The 15,955-nt window shown below is 62.3% G+C and carries 14 protein-coding genes; 5 read left to right on the top strand and 9 right to left on the bottom strand.

What is annotated here, in order from left to right:
• Positions 1 to 148 precede the first annotated feature (148 nt).
• Complete coding sequence (locus QPW08_RS00690) at positions 149 to 1,456, bottom strand: hemolysin family protein (protein WP_284126262.1); 1,308 nt, start codon at positions 1,454 to 1,456, stop codon at positions 149 to 151.
• A 167-nt stretch (positions 1,457 to 1,623) separates the two neighbouring features.
• Between QPW08_RS00690 and QPW08_RS00695 the strand changes: the two genes are divergently transcribed.
• Positions 1,624 to 2,319 carry an OmpA family protein gene (locus QPW08_RS00695; RefSeq protein WP_284123803.1) on the top strand — a complete coding sequence of 232 codons (696 nt, stop codon included), beginning with the start codon at positions 1,624 to 1,626 and terminating at the stop codon, positions 2,317 to 2,319.
• 68 nt (positions 2,320 to 2,387) lie between these two features.
• Here the strand turns inward: QPW08_RS00695 and QPW08_RS00700 are convergent, their stop codons facing one another.
• Positions 2,388 to 3,188 (bottom strand): 3'(2'),5'-bisphosphate nucleotidase CysQ, encoded by an 801-nt coding sequence (locus QPW08_RS00700; RefSeq protein ID WP_284123804.1) that lies wholly within the window; start codon positions 3,186 to 3,188, stop codon positions 2,388 to 2,390.
• A gap of 112 nt (positions 3,189 to 3,300) precedes the next feature.
• On the opposite strand from QPW08_RS00700, the gene sucC reads away from it, so the two are divergent.
• A complete protein-coding gene (gene sucC / locus QPW08_RS00705) occupies positions 3,301 to 4,500 on the top strand; it encodes an ADP-forming succinate--CoA ligase subunit beta (RefSeq protein ID WP_284123805.1) in 1,200 nt (399 codons plus the stop codon).
• 45 nt (positions 4,501 to 4,545) lie between these two features.
• Here the strand turns inward: sucC and QPW08_RS00710 are convergent, their stop codons facing one another.
• Positions 4,546 to 5,427, bottom strand: coding sequence for a DUF6265 family protein (locus tag QPW08_RS00710; RefSeq protein ID WP_284123806.1), 882 nt, complete (start codon positions 5,425 to 5,427; stop codon positions 4,546 to 4,548).
• Between the two features lie 200 nt (positions 5,428 to 5,627).
• Between QPW08_RS00710 and QPW08_RS00715 the strand changes: the two genes are divergently transcribed.
• Complete coding sequence (locus QPW08_RS00715; RefSeq protein ID WP_284123807.1) at positions 5,628 to 6,380, top strand: electron transfer flavoprotein subunit beta/FixA family protein; 753 nt, start codon at positions 5,628 to 5,630, stop codon at positions 6,378 to 6,380.
• A 30-nt stretch (positions 6,381 to 6,410) separates the two neighbouring features.
• On the top strand, positions 6,411 to 7,340 hold the full coding sequence (locus tag QPW08_RS00720; RefSeq protein WP_284123808.1) for an electron transfer flavoprotein subunit alpha/FixB family protein: 930 nt from the start codon (positions 6,411 to 6,413) through the stop codon (positions 7,338 to 7,340).
• 55 nt (positions 7,341 to 7,395) lie between these two features.
• Here QPW08_RS00720 and QPW08_RS00725 read toward each other — a convergent pair whose 3' ends face one another.
• From QPW08_RS00725 to QPW08_RS00750, 6 genes are all read right to left on the bottom strand, one after another.
• Positions 7,396 to 8,604 carry a DUF445 domain-containing protein gene (locus QPW08_RS00725; RefSeq protein WP_284126263.1) on the bottom strand — a complete coding sequence of 403 codons (1,209 nt, stop codon included), beginning with the start codon at positions 8,602 to 8,604 and terminating at the stop codon, positions 7,396 to 7,398.
• A 65-nt stretch (positions 8,605 to 8,669) separates the two neighbouring features.
• Entirely contained in the window at positions 8,670 to 12,146 is a 3,477-nt protein-coding gene (locus tag QPW08_RS00730; protein WP_284123809.1) for an efflux RND transporter permease subunit, read from the bottom strand.
• A gap of 6 nt (positions 12,147 to 12,152) precedes the next feature.
• Positions 12,153 to 13,388, bottom strand: coding sequence for an efflux RND transporter periplasmic adaptor subunit (locus QPW08_RS00735; protein ID WP_284123810.1), 1,236 nt, complete (start codon positions 13,386 to 13,388; stop codon positions 12,153 to 12,155).
• Between the two features lie 257 nt (positions 13,389 to 13,645).
• Positions 13,646 to 13,912 (bottom strand): GlsB/YeaQ/YmgE family stress response membrane protein, encoded by a 267-nt coding sequence (locus tag QPW08_RS00740; protein WP_284123811.1) that lies wholly within the window; start codon positions 13,910 to 13,912, stop codon positions 13,646 to 13,648.
• 123 nt (positions 13,913 to 14,035) lie between these two features.
• A complete protein-coding gene (gene sciP, locus QPW08_RS00745; protein WP_284123812.1) occupies positions 14,036 to 14,335 on the bottom strand; it encodes a CtrA inhibitor SciP in 300 nt (99 codons plus the stop codon).
• Positions 14,332 to 14,637, bottom strand: coding sequence for a hypothetical protein (locus QPW08_RS00750; protein ID WP_284123813.1), 306 nt, complete (start codon positions 14,635 to 14,637; stop codon positions 14,332 to 14,334). The genes sciP and QPW08_RS00750 overlap by 4 nt, the downstream gene beginning before the upstream one ends.
• A 142-nt stretch (positions 14,638 to 14,779) precedes the next feature.
• Between QPW08_RS00750 and mnmA the strand changes: the two genes are divergently transcribed.
• Positions 14,780 to 15,934 (top strand): tRNA 2-thiouridine(34) synthase MnmA, encoded by a 1,155-nt coding sequence (gene mnmA, locus QPW08_RS00755; protein WP_284123814.1) that lies wholly within the window; start codon positions 14,780 to 14,782, stop codon positions 15,932 to 15,934.
• Positions 15,935 to 15,955: the final 21 nt, after the last annotated feature.

The raw sequence follows: 15,955 nt of genomic DNA on the forward strand, positions 1-15,955 counted from the left end.
GCGGAGCACGGCTTGCGACTAGCTAGCCGCAAGGGCGACCGCCCGCCCGCAGCGATTGGGCCGTCAGGCCCCTTGAGCAAGGAAATCGCGAGCGCGGATGCGCTTGCGGAAAACAAATACTCGCGGACGCTTGGGGCTGCCTCTCTGCTTAGTCCTTTTCCGCCTGCTCGCTGACCAACAATTTATCGATCTTGCGCCCGTCCATGTCCACAATCTCGAAGCGCCAGCCCTGGTTGTGGAAGTGTTCGCCTTCGCTGGGCAGCTTCTTGAGCACCGCCAGCGCGTAACCCGCGACGGTCGCGAACTCGCGGTCTTCGCCGTAGTCGAGTCCCAACCGGTCAGCGAGTACGTCCGCTGCGAGCGCGCCAGAAACCAGCAGCGAGCCGTCCTCGCGCTCGATCACTTCGGGGATCTCGCCCTGGTCCTGGTCGCTGGCAAAATCGCCGACCATGGCGGTCAGCAGGTCGACCGGGGTCACGATCCCGTCCAAGTGGCCATACTCGTCATGCACCATGGCCATGGCGATCTCGGCCTGTTGCAGCACCCGCAGCGCATCCATTGCGTCGAGCTGGTCAGGGATGACCTCGGCCTTCTTCATCAGCTTTTCCAGCATGACAGGTTCGCCAACCACCTGCGCTGCCAGCACTTCACGCACCTTGACCACGCCCATTACCTTGTCGGGCGAGCCATCGGCCACCGGCAGCAGCGAATGCGGGCTGGCGGCGATGGCCGCGGAAATCTCTTCCTGTGTCGCGCCAAGATCAACCCAGTCCATGTCGGTGCGCGGAGTCATGACCTCGCGCACCGGCCGCTCGGCAAGCCGCACGACGCCGGTAAGGATCGCGCTTTGCTCTTCTTCGATCACACCGGAATGGGTGGCATCTGCAAACAGCATCTGCAGCTCTTCCGCGGTGACCGAGGAATGCCCGCCGGGGCGCACGCCGAACAGTCGCACGATCGCGCCCGAGGAGGTATCGAGCACCCACACCACCGGCGCGGCGACCCGCGCCAGCCATTGCATCGGACGCGACATCACCACGGCGATCGGCCCCGCTGCACGCAAGGCCAGCTGCTTGGGCACGAGTTCCCCGACCACCAAGCTGAAATAGGTCGTCAGTGCGATGACCACGCCGAAGCCGAGCTGCCCGGCGAGCTGGGGCGAAAGCTCGAACAGCGCCTGCAATCGCTCACCCACTGGCCCGCCAAGGCTGGCACCCGAATAGGCCCCGGCAATAATGCCGACGAGCGTGATACCGATCTGGACCGTTGACAGGAATTTACCCGGATGCGCAGCGAGCTCCAGCGCCGCCTTGGCACCGCCGCTGCCTTTTTCCGCCTTGGCTTTCAGCCGCGCCGGCTTGGCCGAGACGATGGCGAGTTCAGACATCGCGAAAACTCCGTTCAAGAGTATTAACGCGGCGATTATGAGCAAGTCAGGCCAGGGAAAGGGTGTCACAGCCATTCCGCGCTAGCACAAATTGGCACCTGTGCCAGCCTTGTGCCGTGGCCGACCACAGTTTCGGAACGTGCTGCGACGGCAAGGGTTTATTAGCCATGAAAGCGCCTCTTTCAGCGCTTACGTATCCCACGCGGGGGCTGCCGCGAGAATAGAGAGGGATTACAATGAAGAATTCACGCATTTTCCTGTCATCGGTAGCAGCGGTATCGCTGGTGAGCATGTCAGCCTGTGTGACCGACCCCAACACCGGCGAACGCAAGGTTTCGCGCACCGGCATCGGTGCAGTCCTTGGCGGCACGCTAGGCTACCTGCTCGGCGATGTCGTGGGCGGCCGCACTGCCCGCATTATCGGTGCCGGTGTCGGCGGCACGGCTGGTGCAGTGATCGGCAAGCAGTTCGACAACCAGATCAAGGAACTCGACGAGCAGACCGCCGGTAGCGGCGTCGATGTCGAGGAAGTGGGCGACCAGGACGCGATTCTCGTCCGCCTGCCCGATGGTGTGACCTTTGCCAGCGGTTCGGCCAGTATCAACCCGGGTTTCTATCCTACGCTTGATGCAGTGGCAGAGAGCTTGATCAAATACCCCAACAGCTTGGTCGACGTCTATGGCTTCACGGATACCACCGGTTCTGCCGAGTTGAACCAGCGGCTGTCGGAGCAGCGCGCCCAGGCCGTGGCCGACTATCTTGCAGCCCGCGGTGTCGCCCGCTCGCGCCTTGCCACGCAAGGCTTTGGCGAACGCTATGAGTACCTGCGGGTGAAGACCGGCGACAACGTGGCCGAGCCGCTCAACCGCCGCGTCGAAATCAAGATCATCCCGATCAGCCAGGAAGATGTACAGGCTGCACAGGGGCAATGATTGACTAGGCGAGCTTGCTGTCAGGACAGCATGCGAGAGGTCGGCAGCAATGCCGGCCTCTTTGCGTTTCAGCTTACTTCGCGCCGCTGTCCGGCGGTGATCGAAGCCGCACGTGCGGCAAGGTGATTGACTGCGTCACCATGGATGGCAGGGGCTGAAACCAGCAGGCCGAAGGCGCGCGGATCGCGCTTGTTATAGGCCAACGGCTTGCCAAAGGCGTCACTGATCGCCGCTCCTGCCTCGCGCGCGATCAGCGCGGCGGCACCGATGTCCCATTCATAGCCCCAGCGCAGCGTGGCGACGAGATCGGCCTCGTCGGCAGCCACCATGGCGACCCGCAAGGCGATACCGTTGGGCTTGTCGACTGTCTGCAGCACCCGGTCCTCCTTCATCAGCGAATCGGCCGGCACACGCGCGCCGGGAAACTCGGCCCGCCGCGAGGCCTTGAGCACCACGCCGTTTCGTTCGGCTCCCTGCCCGGCAATGCCGACCCATTCCTCTCCCCGCGCAGGGGCGCTAAGCAAGCCGATCAGCGGTCGCCCTTCGCTGATGAGCGCGACCGAGACCGCCCAGCCGGTGCGCCCGCGAATGAAATCGCGGGTCCCGTCGATCGGATCGACCAGCCAGATCAGGCGGTTGTCGAGCCGCCCGGGCGCATCGGCAGTTTCTTCCGACAACCAGCCAGCCGACGGCAACAGCGCCAACAGTTCGCGCTTGAGAAAACTATCGACTGCCATATCGGCGGCGCTGACCGGATCGCCCGGTTTCTTCTCCCAACTCTCCAGCGCATGCCCCGCCCCCGGCCATGCAGCGTGTGCAATGGCACCGGCTTCGCGGACGATTTCCTGGAGGCGGGCATGGTCGATCATTTGCTAGTGAGGAGCATTGCTATCGGAATGGCCACTTTTCAAGCGCGCCGATCCATGCTTAGGCGCGCGGGCACATATTCCTCAGATTCACGATCCACAGGACGCATCTTCCATGAACATCCACGAATACCAGGCTAAGGAACTGCTGGCGAAGTACGGCATCGGCGTTCCCGCCGGCCACGCCGCGCTGACTGTCGAAGAAGCCGTCGAAGGCGCAAAGAAGCTGCCCGGCCCGCTTTACGTCGTGAAAGCGCAGATCCACGCCGGTGGTCGCGGCAAGGGCAAGTTCAAGGAACTCGGCCCCGACGGCAAGGGCGGTGTGCGCCTGTCGAAGAGCATTGAGGAAGTGGAAGCCAATGCTCGCGAGATGCTCGGCAACACGCTGGTGACGATCCAGACCGGCGAGGAAGGCAAGCAGGTCAACCGCCTCTATGTCACCGACGGGGTCGACATCGCCAAGGAATACTACCTGTCGATGCTGGTCGATCGTGCCTCGGGCCGCGTCGCCATGATCGTCTCGACCGAAGGCGGGATGGATATCGAGGAAGTTGCGCATTCCACGCCTGAGAAGATCACGACCATCACCATCGATCCGGCGCAGGGCTTCATGCCGCACCATGGTCGTGCCGCTGCCTTCGCCCTTAAGCTGACCGGCGATCTCAACAAGCAGGCACAGAAGCTGGCGAAGCAGCTCTACACCGCCTTCATGGATCTCGATTGCGAGATGCTGGAGATCAACCCGCTGGTCGAGACCGAGGACGGCAATTTGCTGGTGCTCGACACCAAGATGAGCTTCGATGGCAACGCGATGTTCCGTCACAAGGACGTGGAAGCGCTGCGTGACATCACCGAGGAAGACCCGGCCGAAGTCGAAGCCAGCGAATACGACCTCGCGTACATCAAGCTCGACGGCAACATCGGCTGCATGGTCAATGGTGCGGGCCTCGCCATGGCGACGATGGATATCATCAAGCTCAATGGCGCCTTCCCGGCGAACTTCCTCGACGTCGGCGGCGGTGCCACCACCGAGAAGGTGACGGCGGCGTTCAAGATCATCCTCAAGGATCCGGCGGTCGAGGGGATCCTCGTCAATATCTTCGGCGGGATCATGCGCTGCGACACGATTGCGGAAGGCATTGTGATTGCCGCCAGGGAAGTCGACCTCAGCGTGCCGCTGGTCGTCCGCCTCGAAGGCACCAATGTCGAAAAGGGCAAGGAAATCCTCGCCAATTCGGGCCTGCCGATCGTCCCCGCCGACGATCTCGGCGACGCCGCGCGCAAGATCGTTGCCGAGGTCAAGCAGGCGGCCTGATTGCGCTGCGCATCGGCGGTCAGGCCCGGACGATTCTTCGAACGTCTATTGGGCCGGGTCAGGCTTGGGTAAGCCCGAGTCAAAGGCAGGCGTAGGAATGAGCCAGTTGCCCCAGATCACCCGGATTCTTTCCTGCGTCATCTGGATGCGACAGGCTGTCTCTATCATTGCCCCCAACGATCCTCGACCGAACCGGGCAGACTGAGCCGCACATTCCGCAGTGCGGTAGGTAACGAATTGCTTTTCGCCGAGCGCGATCGATTGCAACAATTCGGGATTGTCCGCGTATCGGCTAATCGCCGCATCGAGGTACGTCTGCCGAAGGTCATCGATACTGGAAAATCGTTGCGCCATGCACGAATCGATGGCGCGATCTCCAACTGCATCCGCGCAAGGCTTGTCAGCAAGTCGACGTGAGCGGGCGGAATAGAAATTGAAGCGCAACTCTTCTCCTGATTTCATCCTAACGGCGACGATCAGCCCGCTGGCAGGGCCCGCCCCTGGATCGACACAGCGATAGGTCAGCGCCTGGAAATAGAGCGCGCAGGGCTCGACCGCGAGCAGGCGGAAGGTGACCACGCCTTCCTTGTCTTCCCAGCCGGTCAAGTCAGGATTGAAATGCTTGAGCTTCACCGCGAGGCTGCCGTCGAGCTCCATCAGGTACATATGCTCGGTGAACATGATGCCGCCGTCTTCGGTCTCCTGCACGAAGGTGCCGACCATGGTATCGCCGGATGGTGCCAGCCAGCTTTCGTGCGCTTCGGCCCCGCCGATGCCTTCGCCGCTCCATTGCCCAACCAGCCATTCGGCGTCGGCAATGGTCGCAGGCGGCGATTCGAAGCCTTCTTCACCCACGCGGGTTTCCTGCGCTGCAAGCGGGAATGCCAGAAACGCGGAAAGATAAAGCAAGCGATGCAGCTTATGCATGGTGAGACCCTCTGTCAGACGTCTCACCCGAAGATGCAGCACACTCACCAAAAAAGCGAGTCTTGACCTCGGCGCGACGCAGGTGAAGGGGGAAGGAAACGGTTCGAGTACTGGTCCCGGCTCGCTTGACGTTTACGTAAACGCAAGCTAGGGCGACACCAAGATTGCCGTTCGTGATTCTTTGAGAGGAAGGAACTCCCATGAAAATCCTCGTGCCCGTCAAACGGGTGATCGACTACAACGTGAAGCCGCGCGTCAAGGCGGATGGCTCAGGCGTGGACCTGGCCAACGTCAAGATGAGCATGAACCCGTTTGACGAGATCGCGGTCGAAGAAGCGATCCGCATCAAGGAAGCGGGCAAGGCGGAAGAAATCATCGCCGTGTCGGTCGGCCCGGCCAAGGCGCAGGAAACGCTGCGCACTGCGCTGGCCATGGGTGCCGACCGCGCGATCCTCGTCGAAGTCGAAGACGGCGTCGATGTAGAGCCGCTCGCCGTCGCCAAGATCCTCAAGGCCATCGCCGATGAAGAAGGCCCGGGCATTGTAATGCTCGGCAAGCAGTCGATTTCGGACGACAGCAACCAGACCGGCCAGATGCTCGCCGCCCTGATGGGCCGCCCGCAAGGCACCTTCGCCAACACCGTCGAAGTCGACGGCGACAGCGTGGTCGTGAAGCGCGAAATCGATGGCGGTCTCGAAACCGTCAAGCTCTCGCTGCCGGCCATCATCACCACCGACCTGCGCTTGAACGAGCCGCGCTACGCTTCGCTGCCCAACATCATGAAGGCGAAGAAGAAGCCGCTCGATACCAAGACGCCGGGTGACTACGGCGTGGATATCACCCCGCGCCTCACCACCACCAATGTCTCCGAACCGCCTGTGCGCCAGGCCGGTGAGAAGGTGGAAGACGTCGATGCGCTCGTCGCCAAGATCAAGGCCCTCGGCATCGCGTAAGCGGGCCGACAGGACAAAAGGATTTCAGATATGAAAACTCTCGTTTGGGTCGAACACGATAACGCTTCCGTCAAGGATGCGACCCTCGCCGCCGTGACTGCCGCTTCGAAGCTGGGTGAAGTCCACCTGCTTGTCGCTGGCTCGGGCTGCGCCGGTGTGGCTGACGCCGCCGCCAAGATCGCCGGCGTGGGCAAGGTCCACCTGGCCGACGACGCTGCCTACGAGCACGCGCTCGCCGAAAACGTCGCGCCTCTGGTGGCGGGCCTGATGGACAGCCACGATGCTTTCGTCGCGCCCGCCACCACCACCGGCAAGAACGTCGCTCCGCGTGTCGCTGCGCTGCTCGATGTGATGCAGATTTCGGACATTCTCTCAGTCGAAGGCGAGAAGACCTTCACCCGTCCGATCTACGCCGGTAACGCCATAGCCACCGTCGAAAGCTCGGATGCCAAGCTCGTCATCACTGTGCGTGGCACAGCCTTCGACAAGGCCGCGGCTGAAGGCGGTTCTGGCACGGTCGAAGCCGTTGCCAGCACTGGCGACGCCGGTCTGTCGACCTTTGTCAGCAGCGAAATCGCCAAGAGCGAGCGCCCGGAACTGACCAGCGCCAAGGTCATCGTTTCCGGCGGGCGGGCGCTGAAGGACAGCGAAACCTTCGAAGCCACCATCACCCCGCTCGCCGACAAGCTCGGCGCGGGCATCGGTGCGTCGCGTGCTGCAGTCGATGCGGGTTACGTGCCGAACGACTACCAGGTCGGCCAGACTGGCAAGATCGTCGCCCCGGAAGTCTACATCGCCATCGGTATCTCGGGCGCGATCCAGCACCTTGCCGGCATGAAGGATTCGAAGACCATCATCGCCATCAACAAGGACGAAGACGCCCCGATCTTCCAGGTCGCGGACATCGGCCTGGTTGCGGACCTGTTCAAGGCCGTGCCGGAGCTGACCGGCAAGCTTTGATCCAGGTGGCAAGTTGAACAAAGAGGCCCGGGAGCAATTCCGGGCCTTCTTGCGTTCAGCTCAGCTCCACCACCGCGTGAATCGCCAGACCTACCAGCCCACCCACTAGCGTCCCATTGATGCGGATGAACTGGAGGTCGCGGCCGACCGCGCCTTCGATACGGTCGGTAACGGTGGTGGCATCCCAGCGCTTGACCGTTTCCGACACCAGCCGGACGATCTCGTCGCCATAGCGGGTGGCAATGCCGACGGCGGTGCGGCGGGCGAAGCGGTTGATCTGGTGCTGCAGCCGCTCGTCCTGCTGCAGCGCCTTGCCCAGTTCGGCGAGGCCCTTGCGCATTTCTTCGCCCAGCACATTGTCGGGCTCGCGCGCACGGCGGATCAGCGAGCGGCGGATGCGTTCCCACACACCCATCCACCATTCCGCCACCGCCGGGTTCTCCAGCAGGTCGCGTTTGATCTCTTCCACCTTTTCGCGCGTGGCCGGGTCGTTCTTGAGATCGCTGGCGAGCTTCTCCAGACCTTCCTCGATCTTGCTGCGCAGCGGGTGCTCGGGATCGACCAGCACTTCGGCCAGCAAGCGATAGAGCCCGTCGAGCACCGAGGATGAAATGCGCTCGTCCAGCCCGGTCCAGCGCAGCACGGCATTGGCGCGATCATGGATTATCTCACGGACGGTTTCTTCATTGTCCTCCAGCGTCAGCCCCGCCCAGCGGATGAAGCCATCCATCAGCGGCATGTGGCGCTTGTCGGCAATCGCGCCTTCGAGCATCCGCCCCGCCAGCGGCGAGACATCGATCTTGGCGAACTGGCCCGCCAGCCCTTGGCGAACCTGGTTACCCAGTCGGTCGGGATCGAGCGATTCAAGCACTTCGGCCATCAGCTCGGCCGCGCCGCCGGTGATGCGCGAGCGATTGTCGTCGCTGGGAGCGACAAGGTAATCGCCAACGCCGCGGGCGACATTCATGCCCTGCATACGACGCGCGACAACAGCGGGCGTCAGGAAATTGCTGCGCAGGAACTGCGCCATCGTGTCCGCAATCCGATCCTTGTTCGAAGGAATGATCGCGGTGTGCGGGATGGGAATGCCGAGCGGATGGCGGAATAGTGCGGTGACTGCGAACCAGTCAGCCAGCCCGCCCACCATGGCCGCTTCTGCGAACGCATTAAGGTAGCCCCACGCCGGATGAAGATCGAGCAGGCGGTGGCTGGCAATGAAGACGCCCGCCATGACCACCAGCATCAGCGTGGCGGTAATCCGCATAGTGCGCGCACGATCAACCAGCAGGTCATGGCCTGCTGCAGCTTGGGGCTGGCTGGTAAGCGGCTTCACTCGGCTGGGGCCGGCTCCGGCTCGCCATGCGGGCGCGTGTCATCACGCTTCTCATCCCCGGGCCGGTAAGTGAGGAAACGTTGGCGCATCCACGGACCCATGCGTTTCTCGAGACCGTCCGCCAAGCTGAAGCCCGCCGGCACGATCAGCAAGGTCAGTACCGTCGACATGATCAACCCGCCAATCACCATCGTGCCCATCGGGGCCCGCCAGGCGCCATCGCCGGAACCGAGCAGTCCGGAAAACGCGATCGGCACCATCCCGGCGGTCATTGCGACCGTGGTCATCACGATCGGCTGGGCTCGCTTGTGCCCGGCGTCGACAATGGCTTCGAACTTGCGGGTACCCTTGCCCATTTCCTCAATCGCGAAGTCGATCAGCAGGATCGAGTTCTTCGAGACAATGCCAAGTAGCAGCAAGACCCCGATATAGACCGGCATCGACTGCGGCTGGCCCACCAGCCAGACAAGGAAAATCCCGCCCAGCGGAGCCAGCGCCAGTGACGTCATGTTGACCAGCGGACTCATCAGGCGCTTGTAGAGCAGTACCAGCACTGCAAACACGAGTAGAACGCCAGCGATGACCGCGATCAGCAGGCTGCGGACAAGCTCCTGTTGCCATTGGTCTTCGCCCACGACATCGCGAATAACGCCTTGGGGCAAGTTCTGGAGGATCGGCAACTGGTCGATTTCGGCCTGCGCTTCGCCCTTGACCACACCTTGCCCGAGGTCGGCCCCGACCAGCACGCGGCGATTCTGGTTATAGCGCTGGATCGCCGTCGGACCTGATCCAAAGCTGATATCGGCAACGCGCGACAACGGCACGGAACCGCCGGTGCGAGTCTGGACCGGCAGGTTGGCAATTGTCGACAGGTCCTCGCGCGAGGATTCGGGCAGCTTGACGGTGATCGGGATCTGCCGATCGGACAGCGAGAACTTGGCTGCGTTCTGCTCGATCTCGCCCAGCGTCGCGATGCGGATGGTCTGGCTCAACGCCGCCGTTGTCACACCCAGCTCTGCCGCCAGTTCCGGGCGCGGGGTAATGATGATCTCAGGCCGATTGATGTCGGCACTGATCCTTGGGGCGACCAACTTGTCGATGCCCTTCATCTGTTCGACCAGGGTCGCTGCGGTGTCTTCCAGCAACTCTGGATCGGACCCGGCCAGCATGACCGTGATGTCGCGCCCGCTGCCGAAGCCACCCGACTGCGACTGGAAGCGCACCCTCGCATCGGGAATCTGCGCCAGCGTCGGGGCAAGGTCGCGCTCGAACTGGATCGAAGTCCGCTCCCGATCGGGCTTGAGGGCGATATAGAGTGTGGCATTGCCTTGCCGAACGCGCTGCAGCGCGCGTTCGACTTCCTGCTGCTCATACAGCAGGTCGGCCACCCGGTCGGCCACCGCCATGGTGGTCTCGATCGTAGTGCCGGGCACCATCTCGATTTCGACCCGGCTGTTTTCATCGTCGACCGTGGGCTGGAACTGCGCCGGGACACTCATGAACAGCAACAAAGTCAGCAGCAGCGCAAAATAGCCAACCATCAGCATCCACACGCGGTGGTCATAGAACCGCGCTTCGAGCCATCTCCAGCTGTTGCGCATCCCGTCGCCAAAGAACCGCACGAGACCGAAGACCTTGAGCAAGAGCCAGCCGACCCCGAAACCGACAGCGAGCGACAGCGACAGCAGCACGAAGTTGACCAGGCGGCCGGCGAGTTGCGCGGCTTCGGCCTGCGGGTCGCTGGAGATGGCACGGGTCACAGCATCGGACAGGCCGAAACCGCCGAGAATGCCATTGGTAGTGAATACCGCCATGCCCGGGACTATCATCATGAGCAGGATGACGAGGATGAAGCTCAGCACATAGAGCCACCGGTGGCGCGGCGGCGCCAGGCCCTCGCGGCGGGCGTAGAGCTTGCCACGGTCGAGCGACCAGCGCAGGATCCCCATGTAACGGTCCATCATCGGGCCTTCGCCATGCGCGGCGTGGCCCTTGGCCTTGAGGAAATAGGCCGCCAGCATCGGCGTGATCATGCGCGCCACTGCCAGCGACATCAGCACGGCAATGACCACCGTTATGCCGAAGTTCTTGAAGAACTGGCCGGAGATACCGGGCATCAGGCCAACCGGCAGGAAAACGGCGACGATACAGAAGCTGGTTGCCACCACCGGCAAGCCGATTTCGTCGGCTGCGTCGATACTCGCCTGGTAGGCGCTCTTGCCCATGCGCATGTGTCTGACGATGTTCTCGATCTCAACGATCGCGTCATCGACCAAGACCCCGGCCACCAGCCCCAGCGCGAGCAATGACAGCTGGTTGAGGTTGAACCCGAGCAGGTCCATGAACCAGAAGGTCGGGATCGCGGAGAGCGGGATCGCGATGGCCGAAATGATCGTCGCGCGCCAGTCACGCAGGAAGAAGAACACCACGACGACAGCGAGAATTGCACCCTCGATCATCGCCGCCATCGAACTCTTGTATTGCTCCTCGGTATATTTGACCGAGTTGAGCAGCTGGGTGAACCTTACGTCGGGGTTCTCTTTCTGGATCTCGGCGATGACCTCCTTGGCCTCGTAATAGACCGTAACGTCGGATGCGCCCTTGGCGCGCGACATCACGAACGGCACCACTTCCTTGCCGCGCAGCTTGGAGATCGAGGAGCGCTCGCTGTAACCGTCACGCACCCTCGCCACTTCAGCGAGCTTGATGGTCCGCCCGTTGCCCAGCTGGATTTGTCGTTGCGACAGGTCATAGGCGCTATCGGTGTTGCCCAGCACGCGGACCGACTGACGGGTGCCGCCGACTTCCGTCGCACCGCCTGCGGCATCGATGTTGGTCTGCCGCAACACGTTGTTGATCTGGCTGGCGGTAACACCGAAAGCCTGCATCTTGGGCAGGTCGAGGATGACTTCGATTTCGCGATCGACCCCGCCGATGCGGCGGACTTCCGCCATGCCCTGGATCCCGAGCAGGCGCTTGCTGACAGAATCGTCGATGAACCAGCTAAGCTGCTCGATGGTCATGTCTTCGGCTTCGACGGCAAAGATGCCGAGAAAGCCGCCGGAGATTTCGATCTTGCTGATGCGGGGCTCCAGGATCCCGTCGGGCAGGCTGCCGCGGATCGAATCAATCGCATTCTTGACTTCAATCGTCGCATCGTTGGGATCGGTGCCGACTTCGAATTCGATCATCGTGCTGGAGCTGCCCTCGCTGGCAGTCGAGTTGATCGAATTGACCCCGTTGATCGACCGGACCGCAGATTCGACCCGTTGCGTGATCTGGTTCTCGATCTCTGTCGGGGCGGCGCCCGGCTGCGAAATGGAGACACTGACCGCCGGGAATTCGATATCCGGGTTGTTCACCACATCCATGCGCGCGAAACTGAGCAAGCCGGCCAGCAGAACCGCGGTGAAGAACACCAGCGGAATGACCGGGTTGCGTATCGACCAGGCAGAGATGTTGCGAAAATTCATGTCGGACTAGCCTTTGCTCTGGGTCTTCGCAGCGGTTTGAGCCTTATCGCCACCTTCCAGCTGGGGCGAAATCGTTTCGCCTTCGGTCAGGAACCCGCCCGCGCGCAGGACGACTTTCTCACTGCCATCGAGGCCGTCGGTCACAGCAATGCCTTCGCGCGTGACGAGGCCGGTCTTGACTCCGCGGCGGCGTACCTTGTTCTCTTTGTCGACGATATAGACGAAGCTGCCTTTGTCGTCGGACAGGATCGCGGATTCAGGCAGCATGGGTGCGACCAGCGTACCGCTGCTGATGGTCGCTGTCGCAAAACCACCGGGTCGCAACTCAGGCGCATAGGGCAAGGCGACGCGAGCCGTACCCTGCCGGGTCTGCTGGTCGATTGTTGGCTCGAGCTGCCAGATCTGTCCGCTGAATGCTTTGGTTGTACCAGCCGGGGTAACGGTGGCGGACACGCCTGAAGTCAACTTTGCCAGGTCCGTTTCGCCGACCTGCGCCAGCAATTCCATTTCGCCGCCTTTTGCGATGCGGAACAGCACGCCCGATCCGGCGCTGACAGTCGCGCCCGGTTCGACGTTCCGCTCAAGCAGGAGGCCGGACGCCGGTGCGACGATGTTGAGCCGGGCATTGCGAGCGAGCAGCTCGTTATACTGGGCCTCGGCGACATTGACGCGCGCCCGCGCAGCATCGCGGGTGGCTGTGAGCCGGTCGATCTCGGCCTTGGAAATGAAGCCACGTTCAACCAGTTGCAAAGCACGATCGAGATTGGCCTGTGCCAGGCTCGCGTCGGACTTGGCAACTTCGATCTGGGCACGCTGCGCGCTGGCCTGCTGGTTCTGAACCGAGCGGTCGATCGATGCCAGAACCTGGCCCGCACGGACCCATTGGCCCTGCTCCACCGGGACCGAAACCACGCGCCCACCTTCGCCAACGACGCCGACGGGCATTTCACGCCTTGCGGCCAGGGTACCGGTCGCGTTGATCGCTCCCTCGATAGTCCCTCGCCCTGGCGCGATAACCGTGATGCGCGGGGCCTGTTCTTCATTATCAGCGGCTGGCACTGCAGTGCCAGAACCGCTGCTCAGCAGCATCCAGGTCGCGACAAGAGCGCCGACAATAATGATCCCCAGGATGATCCAGCGCCACGGCAGGCTGCGCTGTTCGCCCCATTCCACCGTACTCAGCGACTCGCCACTCACAGTGGTCGGGGTATCGCTGCGAATTTCGCTATGCGGGTAGTTCATCTTTTTCCCATCACCGGCAGGGTTATTTTCGCCGCTGTATTATCCAACTAAGTCACCGAGCGCAAGCAGCGGACACACACAGGGCGTGAATTGCATGGCTTGGCCCTAGGCTTCGTTGGATTGAGGCGCAATGCAGCGCTCTACCAACGGCCCAGCCTGCCGGACGAAAGCCAAATCCGGCCTTTGGTTCCCCGTTCACGCAAAACGGGGCCACCAAAAAGGCGGCCCCGCTTGATTTTGGCGAAAGATAGCGCCGCTTAACGGACGCGACCGCGCTGGATCAGGTTGACGATACCGAGCAGCACCACCGCGCCTACGACAGCGATGACAAGGCCCGTCAGAGAAAATTCCTGCACGCTGCCGGTGATCCCCAGCATCGGGCCGGCAATCCAGTTGCCGACGACCGAGCCGACGCAGCCGACCACGATGTTCCAGAAAATCCCCATTGAAGCGTCGCGGTTCATGACCAGGCTTGCAAGCCAGCCAGCGATGCCACCAACGACAAGAGCGATAATCCAACCCATTTCAATTCCTCCTATTGCGAAGCGTCTCACAACTTCAAACGGTTGTAATTACGCGACGTTCCCCGAGAGCCGGGGCTCGCGGGGAAAGAGGCTAAGGGTTTTCTGTCGGTTTGACCAGCTAGGTCAGTATTTGAGTTGGCGCTCGTAGAGGTCGCGATAGTGCTGGATGCGAGTTACACGCAGGCCTTGCATGCCCGACCGATCGACAGCGCGCTGCCAGGATGCGAATTCCTCGAGCGTCAGGTTATAGCGCTCGAGCACATCATCGATCGTCAACATGCCGCCATTGACGGCAGCAACCACTTCCGCCTTGCGACGCACCACCCACCGCTTGGTGTTGGGGCTCGGCAAGTCATCCATGGTCAGCGGCTCGCCAAGCGGGCCGATTACCTGGGCCGGTCGAATTTTCTGGTTCTCGATCATGTTGTCTCTCGGTCGCCTTCCGCCGCCCCAGATGCGGCGTCGACTTGATTGGCCCACGGATATTTTCCATGGCTTAAAGCATCACGGTTAATATTGGGTTTGCTATCCCCGCGACCTGTCAACATGGCAGCGGCACAGGGATTGAAGCTGGCACGTCCATCGCTGTCACGCGATAGCAAAACGCTGCGCAGATCGCGTTGCGCCGCCAGCCGGGCGACCAATTCGGGCCATGCAATCGCACGCAATTCGCCAGTTTCCTGACCATCGGTGCGACCCGGGATTTCCAGAGTGTTTTCGTACATGACGCTTCCCTTACCCCCGCGAGCGTCAAGATCGGGTAAAGCCGGAGTTTACCTTGGGTTAGGATTGTAAAATGGGAAGTAAACGCGAACTCGGTGCTTCTACTTTCCCCATCGCCCGCGCCCGTGTATGGGCGCGCGCACAATGAACGCTCCTGCACTCCTCCCCCCTGCCGACAGGGCAGCGGACATGTTCGACCTGCCACGCACGGCGACCGAATGCCGCATCGTGGTGGCGATGTCGGGTGGTGTGGATTCCTCGGTCGTCGCCGCGCTCGCACATGCCACCGGGGCAGAAGTCATCGGGATCACGCTGCAGTTGTATGACTATGGCGCCGCGACCGGTCGCAAGGGCGCATGCTGCGCTGGCGACGATATCCGCGATGCCCGGGCAGTCGCTGACCGGCTAGGCATTGCGCACTATGTCTTCGACCATGAGAGCGCTTTCCGCGAAAATGTGGTTGAGCAGTTCGCCGACGACTACCTCGCCGGCCGGACTCCCGTCCCCTGCATCCGCTGCAACATGGGACCCAAGTTCACCGACCTCTTGCGCATGGCGCGCGAGTTGGGCGCGGATTGCCTCGCCACCGGGCATTATGTCCGCCGGGTGATGGGGCCTGCCGGGCCGGAACTCCACCGCGCGCTCGATCCGGCACGCGACCAGTCCTACTTCCTCTATGGCACTACCGAAGCGCAGCTCGATTTCCTGCGCTTCCCGCTGGGCGACTTGCCTAAGTCCCAGGTGCGCGAGCTGGCCGAGGCCGCCGGTTTGCGCAATGCCGCAAAGCCTGACAGCCAGGATATCTGCTTCGTGCCAGACGGCGACTACGCCAAGATTGTCAGGAAAATGCGGCCGGAAGGCGGGACTCCCGGCAATTTTGTCCATGCCCAGACCGGTGAAGTGCTGGGCGAACACAAGGGCATCATTCACTATACCGTCGGCCAGCGGCGCGGGCTTGAGATCGGCGGCCAGCCGGAACCGCTCTATGTCGTCGAACTCGATGCCGAAGCGGGGGAAGTGAAAGTTGGGCCCAAGGCCATGCTCGCCGTGACCTCGGCCTCGATCATCGAGACCAATCGGATCGGCCCGCTACCCGACGCACCGCTGACCGCCAAGGTCCGCTCGCTGGCGAAGCCGGTCCCCATCACGCTGACAGGCGTGCCGGGCGATGGCGCAACCGCCACAATCCGCTTCACTGTGCCCGAATATGGCGTCGCTCCCGGGCAGGCGGCAGTGATCTATGCCGGAGGCAGGGTCGTCGGTGGCGGCTGGATTGCCGCCACTCAAAAAGCGGCCTGAGCGATGCGCACGCTCCCCATA

Source organism: Parerythrobacter aestuarii (genome assembly GCF_030140925.1).
GTDB lineage: Bacteria > Pseudomonadota > Alphaproteobacteria > Sphingomonadales > Sphingomonadaceae > Parerythrobacter > Parerythrobacter aestuarii.